Origin of the sequence: Actinoallomurus sp. NPDC052274 (assembly GCF_040679475.1) — a bacterium.
Classification (GTDB): domain Bacteria; phylum Actinomycetota; class Actinomycetes; order Streptosporangiales; family Streptosporangiaceae; genus Actinoallomurus; species Actinoallomurus liliacearum.
Window position 1 is genome coordinate 1 of record NZ_JBFAUT010000109.1, and the last position, 15,091, is coordinate 15,091.

At 71.1% G+C, this 15,091-nt stretch carries 13 protein-coding genes, 1 tRNA gene and 2 pseudogenes; 11 read left to right on the top strand and 5 right to left on the bottom strand.

The features are described from left to right. The 6 genes and pseudogenes from AB0K82_RS43480 to AB0K82_RS43505 form a co-directional block, all read left to right on the top strand. Nucleotides 1-568, top strand: a pseudogene (locus AB0K82_RS43480) (DNA primase); the annotation flags it as partial. Between the two features lie 71 nt (nucleotides 569-639). Further along, entirely contained in the window at nucleotides 640-1,782 is a 1,143-nt protein-coding gene (gene rpoD / locus AB0K82_RS43485; RefSeq protein ID WP_345362512.1) for an RNA polymerase sigma factor RpoD, read from the top strand. Between the two features lie 191 nt (nucleotides 1,783-1,973). Next, nucleotides 1,974-3,101, top strand: a complete 1,128-nt coding sequence (gene efeO / locus AB0K82_RS43490) for an iron uptake system protein EfeO (RefSeq protein WP_364409311.1) — start codon at nucleotides 1,974-1,976, stop codon at nucleotides 3,099-3,101. Continuing rightward, nucleotides 3,098-4,324: an iron uptake transporter deferrochelatase/peroxidase subunit gene (gene efeB, locus AB0K82_RS43495; protein WP_364409314.1), complete on the top strand. Its 1,227-nt coding sequence runs from the start codon at nucleotides 3,098-3,100 to the stop codon at nucleotides 4,322-4,324. Before efeO ends, efeB begins: the two co-directional genes overlap by 4 nt. A gap of 152 nt (nucleotides 4,325-4,476) precedes the next feature. Further along, entirely contained in the window at nucleotides 4,477-5,763 is a 1,287-nt protein-coding gene (locus AB0K82_RS43500) for a hypothetical protein (RefSeq protein WP_364409317.1), read from the top strand. Nucleotides 5,764-5,774: 11 nt separating this feature from the next. Next, nucleotides 5,775-6,239, top strand: coding sequence for a hypothetical protein (locus AB0K82_RS43505; protein ID WP_364409320.1), 465 nt, complete (start codon nucleotides 5,775-5,777; stop codon nucleotides 6,237-6,239). 116 nt (nucleotides 6,240-6,355) lie between these two features. On the opposite strand, the gene AB0K82_RS43510 is transcribed toward AB0K82_RS43505, so the two are convergent. Further along, nucleotides 6,356-6,691 carry a YtxH domain-containing protein gene (locus AB0K82_RS43510; RefSeq protein WP_364409321.1) on the bottom strand — a complete coding sequence of 112 codons (336 nt, stop codon included), beginning with the start codon at nucleotides 6,689-6,691 and terminating at the stop codon, nucleotides 6,356-6,358. A 134-nt stretch (nucleotides 6,692-6,825) separates the two neighbouring features. Between AB0K82_RS43510 and AB0K82_RS43515 the strand changes: the two genes are divergently transcribed. Next, a tRNA-Asn gene (locus AB0K82_RS43515) sits at nucleotides 6,826-6,901 on the top strand. A gap of 148 nt (nucleotides 6,902-7,049) precedes the next feature. Further along, nucleotides 7,050-7,208 carry a hypothetical protein gene (locus AB0K82_RS43520; protein WP_364409337.1) on the top strand — a complete coding sequence of 53 codons (159 nt, stop codon included), beginning with the start codon at nucleotides 7,050-7,052 and terminating at the stop codon, nucleotides 7,206-7,208. 1 nt (nucleotide 7,209) lies between these two features. Here AB0K82_RS43520 and AB0K82_RS43525 read toward each other — a convergent pair. Then, nucleotides 7,210-7,350, bottom strand: a pseudogene (locus tag AB0K82_RS43525) (zinc ribbon domain-containing protein); the annotation flags it as partial. 262 nt (nucleotides 7,351-7,612) lie between these two features. Between AB0K82_RS43525 and sigE the strand changes: the two are divergent. Next, nucleotides 7,613-8,230, top strand: a complete 618-nt coding sequence (gene sigE, locus AB0K82_RS43530; RefSeq protein WP_364409323.1) for an RNA polymerase sigma factor SigE — start codon at nucleotides 7,613-7,615, stop codon at nucleotides 8,228-8,230. Between the two features lie 160 nt (nucleotides 8,231-8,390). On the opposite strand, the gene AB0K82_RS43535 is transcribed toward sigE, so the two are convergent. Together AB0K82_RS43535 and AB0K82_RS43540 are read right to left on the bottom strand one after the other, a co-directional pair. Continuing rightward, nucleotides 8,391-9,557, bottom strand: coding sequence for a sulfite oxidase (locus AB0K82_RS43535; protein ID WP_364409325.1), 1,167 nt, complete (start codon nucleotides 9,555-9,557; stop codon nucleotides 8,391-8,393). 167 nt (nucleotides 9,558-9,724) lie between these two features. Beyond that, entirely contained in the window at nucleotides 9,725-10,888 is a 1,164-nt protein-coding gene (locus tag AB0K82_RS43540) for a MalY/PatB family protein (RefSeq protein WP_364409328.1), read from the bottom strand. 85 nt (nucleotides 10,889-10,973) lie between these two features. On the opposite strand from AB0K82_RS43540, the gene AB0K82_RS43545 reads away from it, so the two are divergent. Both AB0K82_RS43545 and AB0K82_RS43550 read left to right on the top strand, forming a co-directional pair. Continuing rightward, the gene (locus AB0K82_RS43545; RefSeq protein WP_364409330.1) at nucleotides 10,974-12,359 is read left to right on the top strand and encodes an FAD-linked oxidase C-terminal domain-containing protein; all 1,386 of its coding nucleotides are present in this window, start codon (nucleotides 10,974-10,976) and stop codon (nucleotides 12,357-12,359) included. A 214-nt stretch (nucleotides 12,360-12,573) separates the two neighbouring features. After that, nucleotides 12,574-14,859, top strand: coding sequence for a LuxR C-terminal-related transcriptional regulator (locus tag AB0K82_RS43550; protein ID WP_364409333.1), 2,286 nt, complete (start codon nucleotides 12,574-12,576; stop codon nucleotides 14,857-14,859). On the opposite strand, the gene AB0K82_RS43555 is transcribed toward AB0K82_RS43550, so the two are convergent. Beyond that, on the bottom strand, nucleotides 14,825-15,091 hold a 267-nt coding region (locus AB0K82_RS43555), incomplete at its 5' end, for a hypothetical protein (RefSeq protein WP_364409336.1). The genes AB0K82_RS43550 and AB0K82_RS43555 overlap by 35 nt on opposite strands.

Sequence of the window (15,091 nt, forward strand, 5' to 3'; positions counted from 1 at the left end):
GGGCGACGGCCGGGGGGGTGCGGGCCGGCGGGGCGACGCGCGCGGGCGGCGGCCGGAGCCGGCTCCGGCCCCGCGGCGCCCGGCGCATGACCTGAACGACCCGGTCGTCCAGGTCGAGCGCGAGACGCTGAAGCTCGCGGTCCAGCGGCCTGCGCTGCTCGGTCCGGTCTTCGACGCCATGCCCGCCGAGGCGCTGCTCGCTCCGGGCCACGCCGCGGTGCGATCGCTGATCGCGGAGCTCGGCGGCGTCGTGACGGCGCAGAGCGGACCGGAATGGGCCGGTCGGCTGCGGGACGCCGCGCCGAACGACGAGGTCAGGGCGCTGATCACCGCTCTCGCCGTGGAGCCGCTCCGCTCCAGCGGGGATCCGGATGACCGATATGCCGCTGCAATGCTGTCCAGATTGCAGGAGATCCAGGTCACGCGGGAGATCGCCAAACTGCAGTCCAAACTCGGACGGCTGAATCCGGTCGAGCACCGGGAGGAGCACAACCGCCTTTTCGGCGACCTCATGGCGCTTGAGCTGCAGCGAAAGATGTTGCGGGAGCGAGCCATCAGTTCTCTGTGACCCCTGGGACGCAAAAATAGGTCCCCCGGAATAAGGGTCCCTTGCCGCACACTGTCACCGTGGGCCCTTCGGTGCTGCCTAGCGAGACGCCGCCGGTTGACCAGGTGGCGGACCTCGTCGCACGTGGCAGAGAACGTGGAATAACGGTGGACGACGTCGCCGCCGCGATCGATCGTTCCGACCTGCCGGCGGAGTCGGCCGACCGGGTCGTCCGGATGCTCGCGGAGCAGGGGGTGGAGGTTCTCGAGTCCCCGAGCGGACACGAGGACTCAGCGCGAGCTGATGGGGACGACCTCGGAAGGCGGGCGCCGACAAGCGACCTGGTCCGGATCTACCTGCGCGAGATCGGACGCGTACCGCTGCTCACGGCAGAAGAAGAAGTAGAACTCGCCAAATCGATCGAGGCGGGCCTGTTCGCCGAGGAGAAGCTGGCCAAGGCGGCCATCATCGCTCCCGTCGAACGCTCCGACCTCGAACTGCTCGCCCATGACGGGGTACGGGCGAAGCAACGGCTGATCGAGGCCAATCTGCGCCTGGTGGTGTCCATCGCCAAGCGCTACGTCGGCCGCGGAATGCTGTTCCTCGATCTCATCCAGGAGGGAAATCTCGGGCTGATCCGTGCGGTCGAGAAATTCGACTACACCAAGGGGTACAAGTTCTCGACCTATGCGACCTGGTGGATCCGCCAGGCGATCACACGGGCGATCGCCGACCAGGCCCGGACCATCCGGATCCCGGTGCACATGGTGGAGACCATCAACAAGCTGGTGCGCGTGCAGCGCCAGCTCCACCAGGATCTCGGCAGGGAGCCGACTCCCGAGGAGATCGGGGTGGAGATGGGTCTGCCGCCCGACCGGGTGGTCGAGATCCAGCGGGTCGCGCAGGAGCCGGTGTCCCTGCAGTCGCCGATCGGTGAGGAGGACTCCGACCTCGGCGACTTCATCGAGGACGCCGACGCCGTCGTGCCCATGGAGGCGGCGGCGTTCATCCTCCTGCAGGACCAGCTCGGCGGCATCCTGGGGTCGCTGTCGGACCGGGAGCAGCGGATCATTCAGCTGCGCTTCGGCCTGACGGACGGCCATCCACGGACGCTCGAGGAGGTCGGCCGGGAGTTCGGCGTGACGCGGGAGCGCATCCGGCAGATCGAGTCCAAGACCCTGGCGAAGCTGCGGCATCCGACGCGTGCCCAGATGCTCCGCGAGTACCTCGACTAGTTCCCCCGCCGCCCCTGAGAAGGCGGTGTCAGCGGTCCCGAGCGGGGCCGGCGTGGTGATGTTCACATCACGCCGGCCCCGCTCCTGCTTGACGAGGGCAGGTTAGGTAAAGCTAAGTTAGGTAGACCTAAAACAGGCGTGCCCGCTCCTCGTCCAGGCGCCTGACCGTCCTTCGCCCCGTTGGAGACCGCATGCGTCCTGTCCACGTGCTCGCCGCCGCGGGCGCCGCCCTCATCTCGCTGTCCACGCTGTCGGCGTGCGGGAAGGACGACGCAGCGGGCGCCAAGGGCGGCTCGGGCGCCATCGAGGTGACGGCCACCGACTCCTCCTGCGACCTCGGCGCCAAGACCGCGTCGGCGGGAGCGGTGACGTTCAAGGTGACCAACAAGGGCTCGCAGGTGAACGAGCTGGAGATCCTCGCCCCGGACGGCAAGATCGTCACGGAGCGTGAGAACATCGGCCCCGGCACCGGTGCCGAGGTCACCGTCCAGCTCTCCGCCGGCACGTACAAGGTCCTGTGCAGCGCCGGCATGACGGGCAAGGGCCCCTCCCAGCCGCTGAGCGTCACCGGCCAGGGCAAGGCGGTCGACCCGCGCCTGGACCAGGCCGTCGCCGCGTACCGGACCTACGTCGCCGAGCAGGTCGACGACACCCTGGCCAAGGCGACGAAGTTCGCCGCCGCGGTGAAGGCGGGCGACGTCGGGCAGGCCAAGGCGCTGTACGCCCCGTCCCGCGTGGGCTGGGAGCGGATCGAGCCGGTCGCCGAGTCCTTCGGGGACATCGACCCGAAGGTCGACCTCCGCGAGGCGGACCTCAAGTCGGGTGACAAGTGGACCGGCTGGCACCAGATCGAGAAGGCGCTGTGGAAGACCGGCTCGCTCAAGGGCGAGGGCCCCTACGCCGACCAGCTCGTCAAGGACCTGCAGACGCTCAAGGCGAAGGTCGGCACCGCGTCCATCACCCCCACCTCGATGGCCAACGGCGCCAAGGAACTGCTCGACGAGGTGGCGACCGGCAAGGTCACCGGTGAGGAGGAGACGTTCTCCCACACCGACCTGGTCGATTTCAAGGCCAACGTCGACGGCGCCCAGAAGGTGTACGAGCTGCTCAAGGCCATCGTCAAGGAGCGGAACCCCGACCTCGCGGCGACGCTCGACGACGAGTTCGCCAAGGTGCAGAAGCTGCTCACCAAGTTCGAGAAGGGCGACGGCTACGTCGCCTACGACACGGTAGGCGCCAAGGACCGCAAGGACCTGTCCGACGAGGTGAACGCGCTCGGCGAGCCGCTGTCGAAGCTGGCGGCGGTGGTGGCCAAGTGACGGGCCTCAGCAGACGCCGGCTGTTCGGCTACTCCGGCGCGACGCTCGCGGCCGGCGCCGCCGTCGGCGCGGGCCTGGTCAGCGTCGCCCAGGCGGGTGAGGACCACCGGTCCGCCGACGAGGAGGCCGTCCCGTTCCACGGCGCGCACCAGGCCGGGATCGCCACGCCCGTCCAGGACCGCCTGCACTTCGCCGCGTTCGACGTCGTCACCGACGACCGCGCCCGCCTGATCCGGATGCTCAAGGAGTGGACCGCGGCCGCCGCCGCGTTCACCGGCGGCCACCCGTACGGCTCGGCCGCCGGCGGCCTGGGGGAGGCGCCGCCCGACGACACCGGCGAGGCGCTCGGCCTGCCACCGGCGCGGCTGACCCTGACGATCGGGTTCGGCCCGACGCTCTTCGAGAAGGACGGCAAGGACCGGTTCGGTCTCCGGGCGAAACGGCCGGCCGCCCTCATCGACCTGCCGCACTTCCCCGGCGACAACCTCGACCCGGCCCGCAGCGGCGGCGACATCTGCGTCCAGGCCTGCGCCGACGACCCGCAGGTCGCCGTGCACGCCATCCGCAACCTCGCCCGCATCGGCTTCGGCGTCGTCTCCGTGCGCTGGTCCCAGCTCGGTTTCGGCAAGACCTCCTCGACGACGCCGGACCGGCAGACGCCGCGGAACATGTTCGGCTTCAAGGACGGCACCCGCAACATCGCGGGCACCGACGCCAAGGCCCTGGACCAGCACGTCTGGGCCTCCGGCGCCGACGGGCCGTCCTGGATGGCCGGCGGCTCCTACCTCGTCGCGCGGCGCATCCGCATGCACATCGAGACGTGGGACCGTACGTCCCTCCAGGAGCAGCAGGACACCTTCGGCCGGACGAAGGGGGAGGGCAACGCGTACGGCGCCAAGCGCGAGCACGACCCGGTGCCGCTCGACAAGCTGCCCGCCGACTCGCACGTCCGGCTCGCGCACCCGGACGGCAACGGCGGCGTTCGCATCCTGCGGCGCGGCTACTCGTTCACGGACGGCACCGACGGGCTCGGCCGCCTCGACGCGGGCCTGTTCTTCATCGCCTACCAACGGGACCCGCGCAAGCAGTTCGTCGTGCTGCAGAACAAGCTCGCCGCCTCGGACCACATGAACGAGTACATCCAGCACGTCGGGTCGGGGATCTGGGCCTGCCCGCCCGGAGTCCGCAAGGGCGGCTACTGGGGCGACGCGCTCTTCTCCTAGGTCTCAGCCGGCTCGAAGTCACCGGCCGGGGCCGGCCCGGTCAGCGGCGACCGCCTCGGAGCCGGCCGGGGTCACCGCCGATCCGGTTCCGGCGCCTCGGATGGCCGAGACCGGGCATCGCCGGGAACGCTGCGGAGCCGTACTCTGGCTCAATGGGGCCACGGCTCACCGGCGACGAGACGGCCCTCTGGGCGGCCGCCGCCCGCGTGCTGGACGCGAACTGGACCGGCGCGGCCACGGTGCCGTCGCCGGGCCTGTACCCGCACCAGTGGAGCTGGGACTCCGCCTTCGTCGGCATGGGCCTGGCCCACCACCGGCCCGACCGCGCCCGGACCGAGTTCCAGTCGTTGTTCCGTGGCCAGTGGGCGACGGGCCTGCTGCCGCACATCGTCTTCAGCTCCACGGAACCGCGGGACGCCTACTTCCCCGGGCCCGAGCTGTGGCGCAGCGTCGAGCAGCCCGCCGCACCGCGCGGTGTGCTCACCTCCGCGCTCGCCCAGCCGCCGCTGCACGCCCTCGCGGCGCTGCGGATGGCGCGGGCGTCCGGCGGCGCGGACCGGACGTTCCTCGTCCCGCTGTACCCGTGCCTGGTCGCCCAGCACGCCTACCTCGCCCGGGACCGGGACATCGGCGGCAGCGGGCTGGTGAGCCTGTGTCACCCGTGGGAGTCGGGGCTCGACGACAGCCCGGCCTGGGACCCGCCGCTGGCCGCCGTCGACCCGCGGGGCCGGACCTATCACGGGGGAGACCAGGACCGGTACGTCGCGCTCGTGGCCGGGATGCGGGCCGCCGGATACCGCGCGGAGTACCTCCGCGACGATCATCCGTTCGTCGTCGAGGATCCGCTGTTCAACGCGGTCTACCTGGCCTCCACGCACGCGCTGGCCGAGCTGGCCGACCTCACCGGGGCCGATCCGCGGCCGCACCGCGAGGCCGCGGAGCGCATCCACGGCGCCCTCCTGGATCGGCTGTGGGACGAATCGGCCGGCTGCTTCCGGGCCCGGGACCTGCGGACCGGGCGCCTGATCCCGGAGACGACCGTGGCCGGTTTCGCGCCCCTCCTGGACCCCGAGCTGCCGGCGAAGATCGTCCGCGCGCTGGCCGACCTGCTGCTGTCGGCGCGCTTCGCCGGCGCGACCGGCTATCCGGTCCCGACCTGTGACGTCCAGTCGGCGGCGTTCGACCGCGGGACCTACTCCCGCGGGCCGACCTGGGTCAACACCAACTGGCTCCTGTGGTCCGGCGCCTGCGCCCACGACCTGGGCGGGGTCGCGGACCTGCTGTTCGGCTCCACCGTCCGGCTGGTGCGCCAGTCGGGCTTCCGCGAGTTCTACGATCCGTTCGACGGCAGCGGGCAAGGCGGCCACGACTTCAGCTGGTCGGCGGCGCTCCTGCTGGATCTGCTGGCCGCGCGCCGGAGCGCCGGCCGGGCGCTGTAGCGTGATCTGTCATGCGACTGACGTGGCGGAAGAACGTTCCGGATGGCGTGGTCCTCCAACGGGGCGAGCGCGTCCTGGCGGTCGGTGGTGAGACGGTCGCGACCGACGCCGCCCTCTACCTCCCCGGGACGGACGAGGCCACCCGGTTGCCCTGGGAGCGCGTGGAGCAGGCCACCTGGCAGGACGGTGTCCTGGCCGTACGGGAGGTCGGCGGCCGGCGGCACACCGTACCGCTCGCGGAGCCGGGCTCGGTGCCCGAGGCCGTCCGGGAGCGCGTCACCGCCACCGTCGTCTCCAGCACCCACGTCACGCTGCCCGCGGGAGGCGTACGCATCGTCGGCCGCCGGCCGCCGCGGGCGGACGGCGAGCTGCGCTGGTCGTTCGTCTTCGACCGCGGCCTCGACCCCGCCGATCCGGGCCTGCTGGCCCAGGCCGAGCAGGCCCTGGAGGAGATCCGTCGCCAGACGGGTCTCTAGCGCCTGTCTCAAAGCCCGCCGTCCGCGAACGGGGAGTCCGAGGCCGGCCCCAGGAACTGCGCGAGCGGGCGCCCGCACCGCCGAGGCGGATGGCGGGTGCCCGCTCGCGGTCGTGGTCAGGTGACGTCGGCGGGTGTGTCGCCGGGATGGGCGGGCTGGCGGGTCCGGTCGGCCGCCTCCGTGGGGGCGGACGGCTCGGCCCGGCGCATGCCGGGGACCTTCTCCTGGACCATGCCGCTCACCGTCTGCACCTTGTCGCCGAACCTGTGCCGCGCCGACTCGGCGATCTCGCCGGCCTGGGCGCGCAGCACGCCGGCGGCCTGCTGCACGGTGGGATGCTCGGCGACACGCCGGGACATCCGTTTGATCTGCTCGTAGCGCTCCTTGCCGGCGCGCGTTCCCAAAACGTACCCGGTCGCCGCTCCGGCGAGGAACACAGCGCGGTGTTTCATGATCAACTCCTCTGCTGAGTCGCCGTAGGACATACCCCGAAGAGGGCGAGCCAGTCGACGAAACGAGCACGTGCGAAATGCGCTAACCTTATGCGCGACGGGGCGGCCAGCGGTCAGGGCGGCCTCTCGCGTGATCCTCCGTAGCTCAATTGGCAGAGCAGCCGGCTGTTAACCGGCAGGTTACTGGTTCGAGTCCAGTCGGGGGAGCCAGTCGAACGGGCCGGGCTCGATGAGCCCGGCCCATTCGCGTCTCTAGGGACGTCTTCGGCGGTCGGCGGTTCTCAATCGCACAAGCGATGTACAAGCGGCGCTTGCGACGCTTTCGGCGCATTCCCCCTCACCTCCTGGAGGTTGGCAGATGCGTCGTCCTTCCTGGCACCGGCTGCGTGCCGGAGCCGCACTCGTCCCCGCCGGCGTCCCCGCGACCGCGCACGCGGCGCCCGTCCGTACGGTGACCGCGAAGGCGCCCGCGAGCGTCCTCGCGCTGGCACGGCACGTCCTGCCGCGATGTCTCTGATGTTCTTGGCCGCGTTCACATCCGCGTGATCGACATGCCCACAGGCGCGACAGCGAAAGACCGCTTGGCTCTCGCGGCTCTCCGCTGCGCGATGCCCGCAGGCATGACAGGTCTGGGAGGTGTACGCGGGATTGATCACACGATCAAGGTTTTCCCGGGCCGCCTCCTCCCCCTTGAGGAGGAGGCCGGTGTCTCCGTCTCCGCCGCTCGACCGACGCCGGGGCAGGCGTACACCCATCTGACGGGCGACGTCGGCCGGACACCGGGCTGCCATGCTGGACACCGTCGGAGGAAGGCAGCCGAACCGCAGGGGAGGGAGTCGTCCCATGACGGGTCTCCCTTACACCGTTCTTACCCCCGACAGGACAGACTTTGACCGCGAACAGTGATATCGGGGGTGACGGGTGAAGGGTGACACGGTGGCGTGGACGCCGCCCAGCTGGGACGAGATCGTGCGTGAGCACTCCGCGCGCGTCTACCGCCTCGCCTACCGGCTGACGGGGAACCAGCACGACGCCGAGGACCTCACACAAGAGGTGTTCGTGCGCGTGTTCCGTTCGCTGTCGAACTACACGCCGGGAACGTTCGAGGGGTGGCTGCACCGGATCACCACCAACCTGTTCCTCGACATGGTCCGCCGCCGGCAGCGCATCCGGTTCGAGGGGCTCGCCGAGGACGCGGCCGAGCGACTGAAGGGCCGCGAGCCGAGCCCCGCCCAGGCGTACGAGGACCGGCACTTCGACGACGACATCCAGACGGCGCTGGACGCGCTGGCGCCGGAGTACCGCGCCGCCGTGGTGCTGTGCGACATCGAGGGCCTGTCCTACGAGGAGATCGCCGCGACCCTCGGCGTGAAGATGGGCACGGTCCGCAGCCGCATCCACCGCGGCCGCGCCCAGCTCCGCGACGCGCTGGCGCACCGAGCTCCCGAGCCGGAGGCGGCCGAGAAGCGCGCCGCCCGCCGCAAGCCGCGCCGCAGCGCGAGCCGCCTGCGCACGAACCCGGCCTGGACGACCTCGTAACGAGCCCGCGCGGACCCGGCCCTCAGGTCACCGTGCCCGGTCGGCGCGCGGACCGGCCTGAGGCGCCGCGCGGGTCGGCCTGAGGCGGCGCGGGGACCGGCGTCGGGTCACCGTGACCGGGTGGTGAGCGGACCGGCGTCAGGTGGCGCGCGGGTCGGCGTCAGGTCACCGTGACCGGGTGGCGCACGACCGCCCCGAACAGGTAGCCGAGCGTGTTGTACGGCGCGACGTCCGGTTGCGCGGTCCCGGTGGCGTCGGTGGCGCGCGCCAGCAGCTCGTACGATCCCGGGCCCGGCGGGCGCCAGGTGATCTCCCAGCGGACCCAGCCGAGGGCGCCGCTGCGTCCGTGGGTGGCGGCCCGCCGCCAGGTCCGGCCGCCGTCGGTGCTGACCTCGACGCGGCGTACGGCCCCTTCGCCGGACCATGAGCGGCCGCGCAGCGAGACGGTCCGCCCGGCCTCGAACCGCGCGTCCCACGGCAGCTCGAACGCGCTCTTGGTCACCTGCCGCGTCAGCGGGGTGCTGCCCTCCGGCGGGTAGCCGGGGCCGAACATCCGGTAGTAGGTGGTGTTCCAGGGAGAGGACAGCGGGGAGGCGGAGACCTCGATGTCGCCGACCCACTTGATCGAGGCGATCCCCACCCAGCCGGGCACCACGAGGCGTACGGGGAATCCGTGGTCGGGGGGCAGCGGCCGGCCGTTCATCTCATAGGCCAGCAGGACGTCGTCGAGCGCCTTGGCGACCGGTAGCGGCCTGCGCACCCGCCCCATGTTCCGTCCGCCGTCGATGAAGTCGGGGTCGAGGCCGCGCGGCATGACGTCCACGGCCCGGTGCGTGAGTCCGGCGCGTTCGAGGACGTGGGCCAGCGGGACGCCGCGCCAGCGGGCGACGCCGACCCCGCCCAGCAGCCACGGCGTGCCCGAGACGGACTGGTGCTGCTGCGTCGTGTAGAGATTCCGGCCGTTCCCGGTGCACTCGATGAACGCGTCGATGGTCCGGGCCGGCATCCCGAGCAGGTCCTCGTAGGAGAACTCGACCGGCCGGTCGAGGGTGGGGGAGCCGTGCAGGCCGCTGCCGAACAGGCGGAGTCGCCAGGTGCGCGCGTCGATCAGCGGAGTGCGGGTGTGGTTGCGGACGAAGAACCGGTCGGTCGGCGTGAGGTACCCCTGCCCGCGCATCGCCTCCCACCGGGTCTCGGCGTTCGTGCCGTACACGATGAACAGCTCGGGCGGCAGCGGCTTGACGATCGGGCCGTCGTCGGCGCGGGCCGTACCGGCGGTCGTACCGGCCATCGCCGAGCCCAGGCCCAAGCCCAGACCGGCCGACATACGGAGGATCGTGCGTCGTGACGGCCGACAGTCACCTTCTTCAGCGAGGCCCACGGGAACTCCTTGATCTACTGTTTTCCGACCAATGTAGTGGAGTAATCGTCCGTGTTCCAGCGGTGAAGGTGTTCTCCCGGCCGCGCCGGCTCAGGCCCGGCCACTCGGCCGCGTCATCGCGGGTCCGCCGCCTCCAGAGCGGCCGCCATGCGGCGTACGGCCTCGGTGACGCGGTCCGGCGACGTGCCGAAGTTCAGGCGGGCGAAACCGCGTCCGGCCGGGCCGAAACCCGGGCCGGGCGAGAGCGCCACCCGGCCGTGCCGCAGGAAGGTCTCGGCGGGGTCGTCCCCGAGCCCCAGCGCGCGGCAGTCCAGCCAGGCCAGGTACGTGGCCTGGGGCGAGTGGTGGCCCACGCCGGGCAGGTGCGCCTTGAGCAGGTCGTCGAGGAGCCGGCGGTTGGCGTCGAGCCCGGCGAGCAGGTCGGCGAGCCACGGACGGCCGTGGGTGAAGGCCGCCTCCGAGGCGATCACCCCGAACAGGCCCGCGCTCTCGCTCACCTCCTCGTGGATCACCGCGACGTCGGCGCGGGCGTCGGGCCCGGGAACGGCCAGGGCCGCCTTGAGGCCGGCGAGGTTCCAGGCCTTCGACGCCGAGGCCAGCACGACCGAGCGGGCGGCGGCCGGGGCGTCCAGCGAGGCGAACGGGACGTGCCGCGCGCCCGGATGGGTCAGCGGCGCGTGGATCTCGTCGGCGATGATCCGCACGTCGTAGCGGTCGGCGAGGTCCGCGACGGCCAGCAGCTCGTCGCGGGTGAAGACCCGCCCGGTCGGGTTGTGCGGGCTGCACAGCAGGTAGACCCGCGCCCCCGCGGCGAAGTCGCGCTCGAGCCGGTCCAGGTCGATCCGGTACCCGTCCGGACCAGAGGCCAGAGGGTTGCGGACGACCTTGCGGCCGATCCGCTCCAGCCAGTAGAAGAACGGCGGATAGCCGGGGGTGTTGACCACCACTTGGTCGCCGGGCGCCGAGATGATCTCAACGACCTCCGTGATCCCGGACATCACGTCGGGCACCAGCCGCATCGCGTCCGGCTCGGGTCGCCAGCCGTAGCGGTCGGCGGCGAAGTCCGCGAACGCCTCCGGCAGCCGGCCCGCGGCCGCGTACCCGGTGTCACCCAGGGCGATGGCCCTCGTGAGCGCCTCGGCGACGGGCTCGGCCGGCGGAGTATCCATCTCCGCCACCCACATGGGCAGGACGTCGGAGGGATACTCGCGCCACTTGACGCTGTGCCGCTCGCGCAGGTCGGCCAGCGCGTACGCGGTGAGGGGATTCGTGGGCATCGCACCACCTTTTCGGGGTTTGCGGTCACCGCCCAGTCTGCCCGTCGCCGTTGGCGGAGATCACGCCGGGCGTAGGGTGCGGCGTATGACGGCGATCTCGGCGGACCTGGCGGTCGAGCTGGAGCGGGCGCTCCCCGGCGGCAGGGTGGTCCGCGATCCGGACGTGCTGGCCTCCTACGCGCACGACGAGGCGGAGTGGGCGCCGCACGGCATGCCGGTCGCGGTCGTACGGCCCCGGGAGACGGCGGAGGTACGGGAGGTCGTCGCCCGGTGCGCGCGGCTCGGCGTGCCGGTGGTCGCGCGCGGAGCCGGCACCGGCCTGTCCGGCGGCGCCAACGCGATCGACGGCTGCGTCGTGCTGTCGTTCGAGGCGATGAACGAGATCGTCCGGATCGACCCGGACGAGCGGATCGCGGTCGTACGGCCCGGCGTCGTCAACGACGACCTGCGCAGGGCCTGCGCCGAGCACGGGCTCTGGTACCCGCCGGACCCGGCGAGCGCCCCGTGGTCGACCATCGGCGGCAACGTCGCGACCAACGCGGGCGGCCTGTGCTGCGTGAAATACGGCGTGACGCGGGACTACGTCCTCGGGCTCGAGGCCGTCGTCGGACGCGGCGACGTCGTACGGCTGGGCCGGCGCACCGCCAAGGGCGTGGCCGGGTACGACCTGACCGGCCTGCTGGTCGGCTCCGAGGGCACCCTCGGCGTCATCACCGAGATCACCGTGCGGCTCCGCGGCGCCCGCGCGGCCGAGCGCACGATCGTGGGGTACTTCGACTCGCTCGTGGCGGCGGGGGAGGCGGTCAGCGCCGTGACCGCCGCCGGCGTGGTGCCCAGCGCGCTGGAACTCATCGACCGGCACTGCCTGCGCGCCGTCGACGAGTGGAAGCACATGGGACTGGCCGACGAGGGCGATGTCCTGCTGCTCGGCCGTAGCGACGCGCCCGGCCAGGCGGGGGAGGAGGAGGCCGACACCATCCTGGGGTGCTTCGCGGCCGCCGGAGCGACGTGGAGCGCGCGCTCGACCGATCCGGAGGAGGCGGAGGCGTTGTTCGCGGCCCGCCGGCTCGCGTACCCGGCCGTCGAGCGGCTCGGGCCGGTGCTCACCGAGGACGTGTGCGTGCCCCGCATGCGGGTGCCGGAGATGCTGGGCCGGATCGAGCGGATCGCCGCCGAGCACGACATCCGGATCGCGAACGTCGCGCACGCCGGGGACGGCAACCTCCACCCGCTGATGATCACGCCGATGGACGACGACGCGGCGCGGGAACGGGCCCAGGCGGCGTTCGAGCGGATCGTCGACGAGGCGATCGGACTGGGCGGCACCGTGACCGGAGAACACGGCGTCGGTCTGCTGAAACGCCGGGGCATGGCCGAGGAGGTCGGCCCGGTCGTACTCGGCATGCACCGCGCGATCAAGGAGGCACTGGACCCCGCCGGCATCTTCAACCCCGGCAAGGTCTTCGCCTGAGCCGCCCGCCCGGACGAACGATCCGACGACCGCCCCCGAGGACCGCCGACAGGTCCACTCCGGCGATTCCGGAATCCGACGGCCGCGCCGTCGCGGACTAGGCTTGTACTGCGATGTCCTGGCAGGTACCTCGCCCTGTTGGTCGAGGCGAGCGCTGATGCACGGTCCCGGAACAGCCGGCCCGCGGCGACCGATGCGCGGATTGCCGGTCGAGGTGACGAGCTTCGTCGGCCGTAGACACGAGGTCGCGGAGGTCAAAAGGCTGCTGGCCGGCGCTCATCTGGTGACACTCACCGGAGTCGGCGGGGTCGGCAAATCCCGGCTCGCCCATCGGGTCGCCGCAGACGTGCAGCGGGCGTTTCCGGATGGCGTATCACTGGTCGAACTCGCCGATCTGGAGGGCTCGGAACTGCTCGTCCAGGCCACGACCGAAGCCCTGGGGATCCGTGATCACTCGCACCGGCCACCGCTGGAGGTGCTCATCGGCCACCTGCGCGACAGGCGAATGCTCGTCATCTTGGACAACTGTGAGCACCTGCTGCGTGGCTGCGCGGCCATGGCCCAGGCACTGATGCGTTCGGCTCCCGGTCTGCGGATCCTCGCCACCAGCCGGCAGCCGCTGGGCGTCGCGGGTGAGCAGATCTTCATGGTGCCGACACTGTCGCTACCCGTCCGCGCTTCGCGGCCGTCCACATGGTCGGCGCCATCCGATGCGGTGCTGCTGTTCGCCGAACGGGCGGCGGCGGTGGTCCCCGACTTCCAGGTCACCGACGCCGATCGAGAGGTCGTGGAGCGGATCTGCCACCGGCTCGACGGGATCGCGCTGGCGATCGAGCTGGCCGCCGCGCGACTGCGGATACTGTCTGCGCCGCAGTTGCTGGACCGGCTGGATGATCGATTCAAGTTCCTCGTGGCGCGTTCGGCGAACGAGTTGCCGCGGCACCAGACGCTTCGGGCGCTGATCGACTGGAGCTACGCGCTGTGCACCGACCAAGAGCGATTGCTGTGGGCGCGTGCCTCGGTCTTCAGCGGTGGCCTGGATCTGGCGGCGGCCGAAGAGGTGTGCGTCGGCGAGGGCATCTCCCGCGAAGAGATCGTCGATGTGGTGGCCGGGCTCGTGGACAAATCGATCTTCATGCCCGAAGACCGGCTGGACGTGAAGCGCTATCGGCTTCTCGAAACCGTTCGCCAGTATGGGCGCGAACGGCTCATCGCGTCCGGCGAGGACACGACCCTACGGCGTCGGCACCGCGACTACTACCAGAAGCTGGCAGCACAGACTCAGGCGAAGCTGGTCGGACCAGACCAGGTCGCCTTGGCCGCGAGGCTGCACGTCGAGCACGCCAATCTGCGCGTCGCCCTGGAGTTCTGCTTCACCGAGCCGGGAGAGGCACGGGCCGGGGTGCGGCTCGCGACCGATCTGCTGTACCACTGGATCACCGGTCTCTATCTCGCGGAAGGACGTCGTTGGCTCGATCACGCGCTCGCCGCCTACTCCGAGGAGGACGAGGACCGGGCACGGGCGCTCTGGGCGGACGGCTGGCTCGCGATCATCCAGAACGATCTCGACGCGGCGGTGGCGATGCTGGACGAGAGCAGGGCCATCGGGGAGCGTCTCGGTCTTGAATCGGTTCTCGCGTACGTCGCGCTCTATTCCGGGATGATCGCCATGTGCCGCCAGGACGCCGACTCCGCGATCGCGCTGTATGAGGATGCGGTGGCCCGTCACCGGGCCACTGGTGATCAGGTAGGTCTGCTGCTGACGCTCATCCGCCTGTCGCTCGCGCATTCCTACCGCGGCGACGCGGCGCGTGCGGTGTCGACCGCGCAGGAGTGCCTGGCGGTCTCCGACCTCTTCGGCGAGCGCTGGGCCAGGGCATACGCGACGATGGCGCTCGGCGTCGAGGCATGGCGCCAGGGCGATATCCGCTACGCGCGTGAGCTGGAGCAGGAGAGCCTTCGGTTCCACCGCGCCCTCGATGACCCACTTGGGAGCGGGGTGAGCATGGAGGTGCTGTGCTGGATAGCCGTCGCGGAAGAGGATCATAAGCGGGCGGCGCGGCTCGTCGGGGCGTTGGAAACGGTCTGGAACGCGGTCGGTGCGCCGCTTTCGGGTTTCGGGCACCTCGGCCGGTACCGAGACGTGTGCCGGTCGCGCATCCGCGAGGTTCTCGGCGACCGGGCTTTCGAAGCCGCGGTCGATCAAGGGGCCGCCCTCTCGTACGAGGAGGCGCTCTCCTACGCCCTTGAGGAAAAGACGCATACCGATGTTTCATCCGCAGGGGCGCGGTCTCCGTCGGTTCTGACACCTCGGGAGTTGGAGGTCGCCCGGCTCGTCGCCCAGGGGATGCGCAACAAGGACATCGCGGCGAAGCTGGTGATCGCTCACCGAACGGCCGAAGGTCACGTCGAACGCATCATGACCAAGCTCGGCTTCACCTCACGAGCCCAGATCGCCGTCTGGGTCACAGCACAAAGGCACCCGGACCAGCAGGACTGAGCGACCAGCGGCGACGTCGGGGGAGGCGCGGTGCGGACGGTCCCGTCTCCGTCCGCGCCGCGCCCGTCTCCACCCCCCGTCCGGCCGTCGGCTCGCCCGTCACCCCCGCCCCCCCCCCGGCCCCGCAAAAAAAAAACCAGAAGAGGTGCCGTAGAGGATAAAAAAAAGAGAAAGAGTGGACCAAAAAAAAAAAAAAAACAAAAAAAAAAAAAAAAAAAACAAAAAAAAAAAA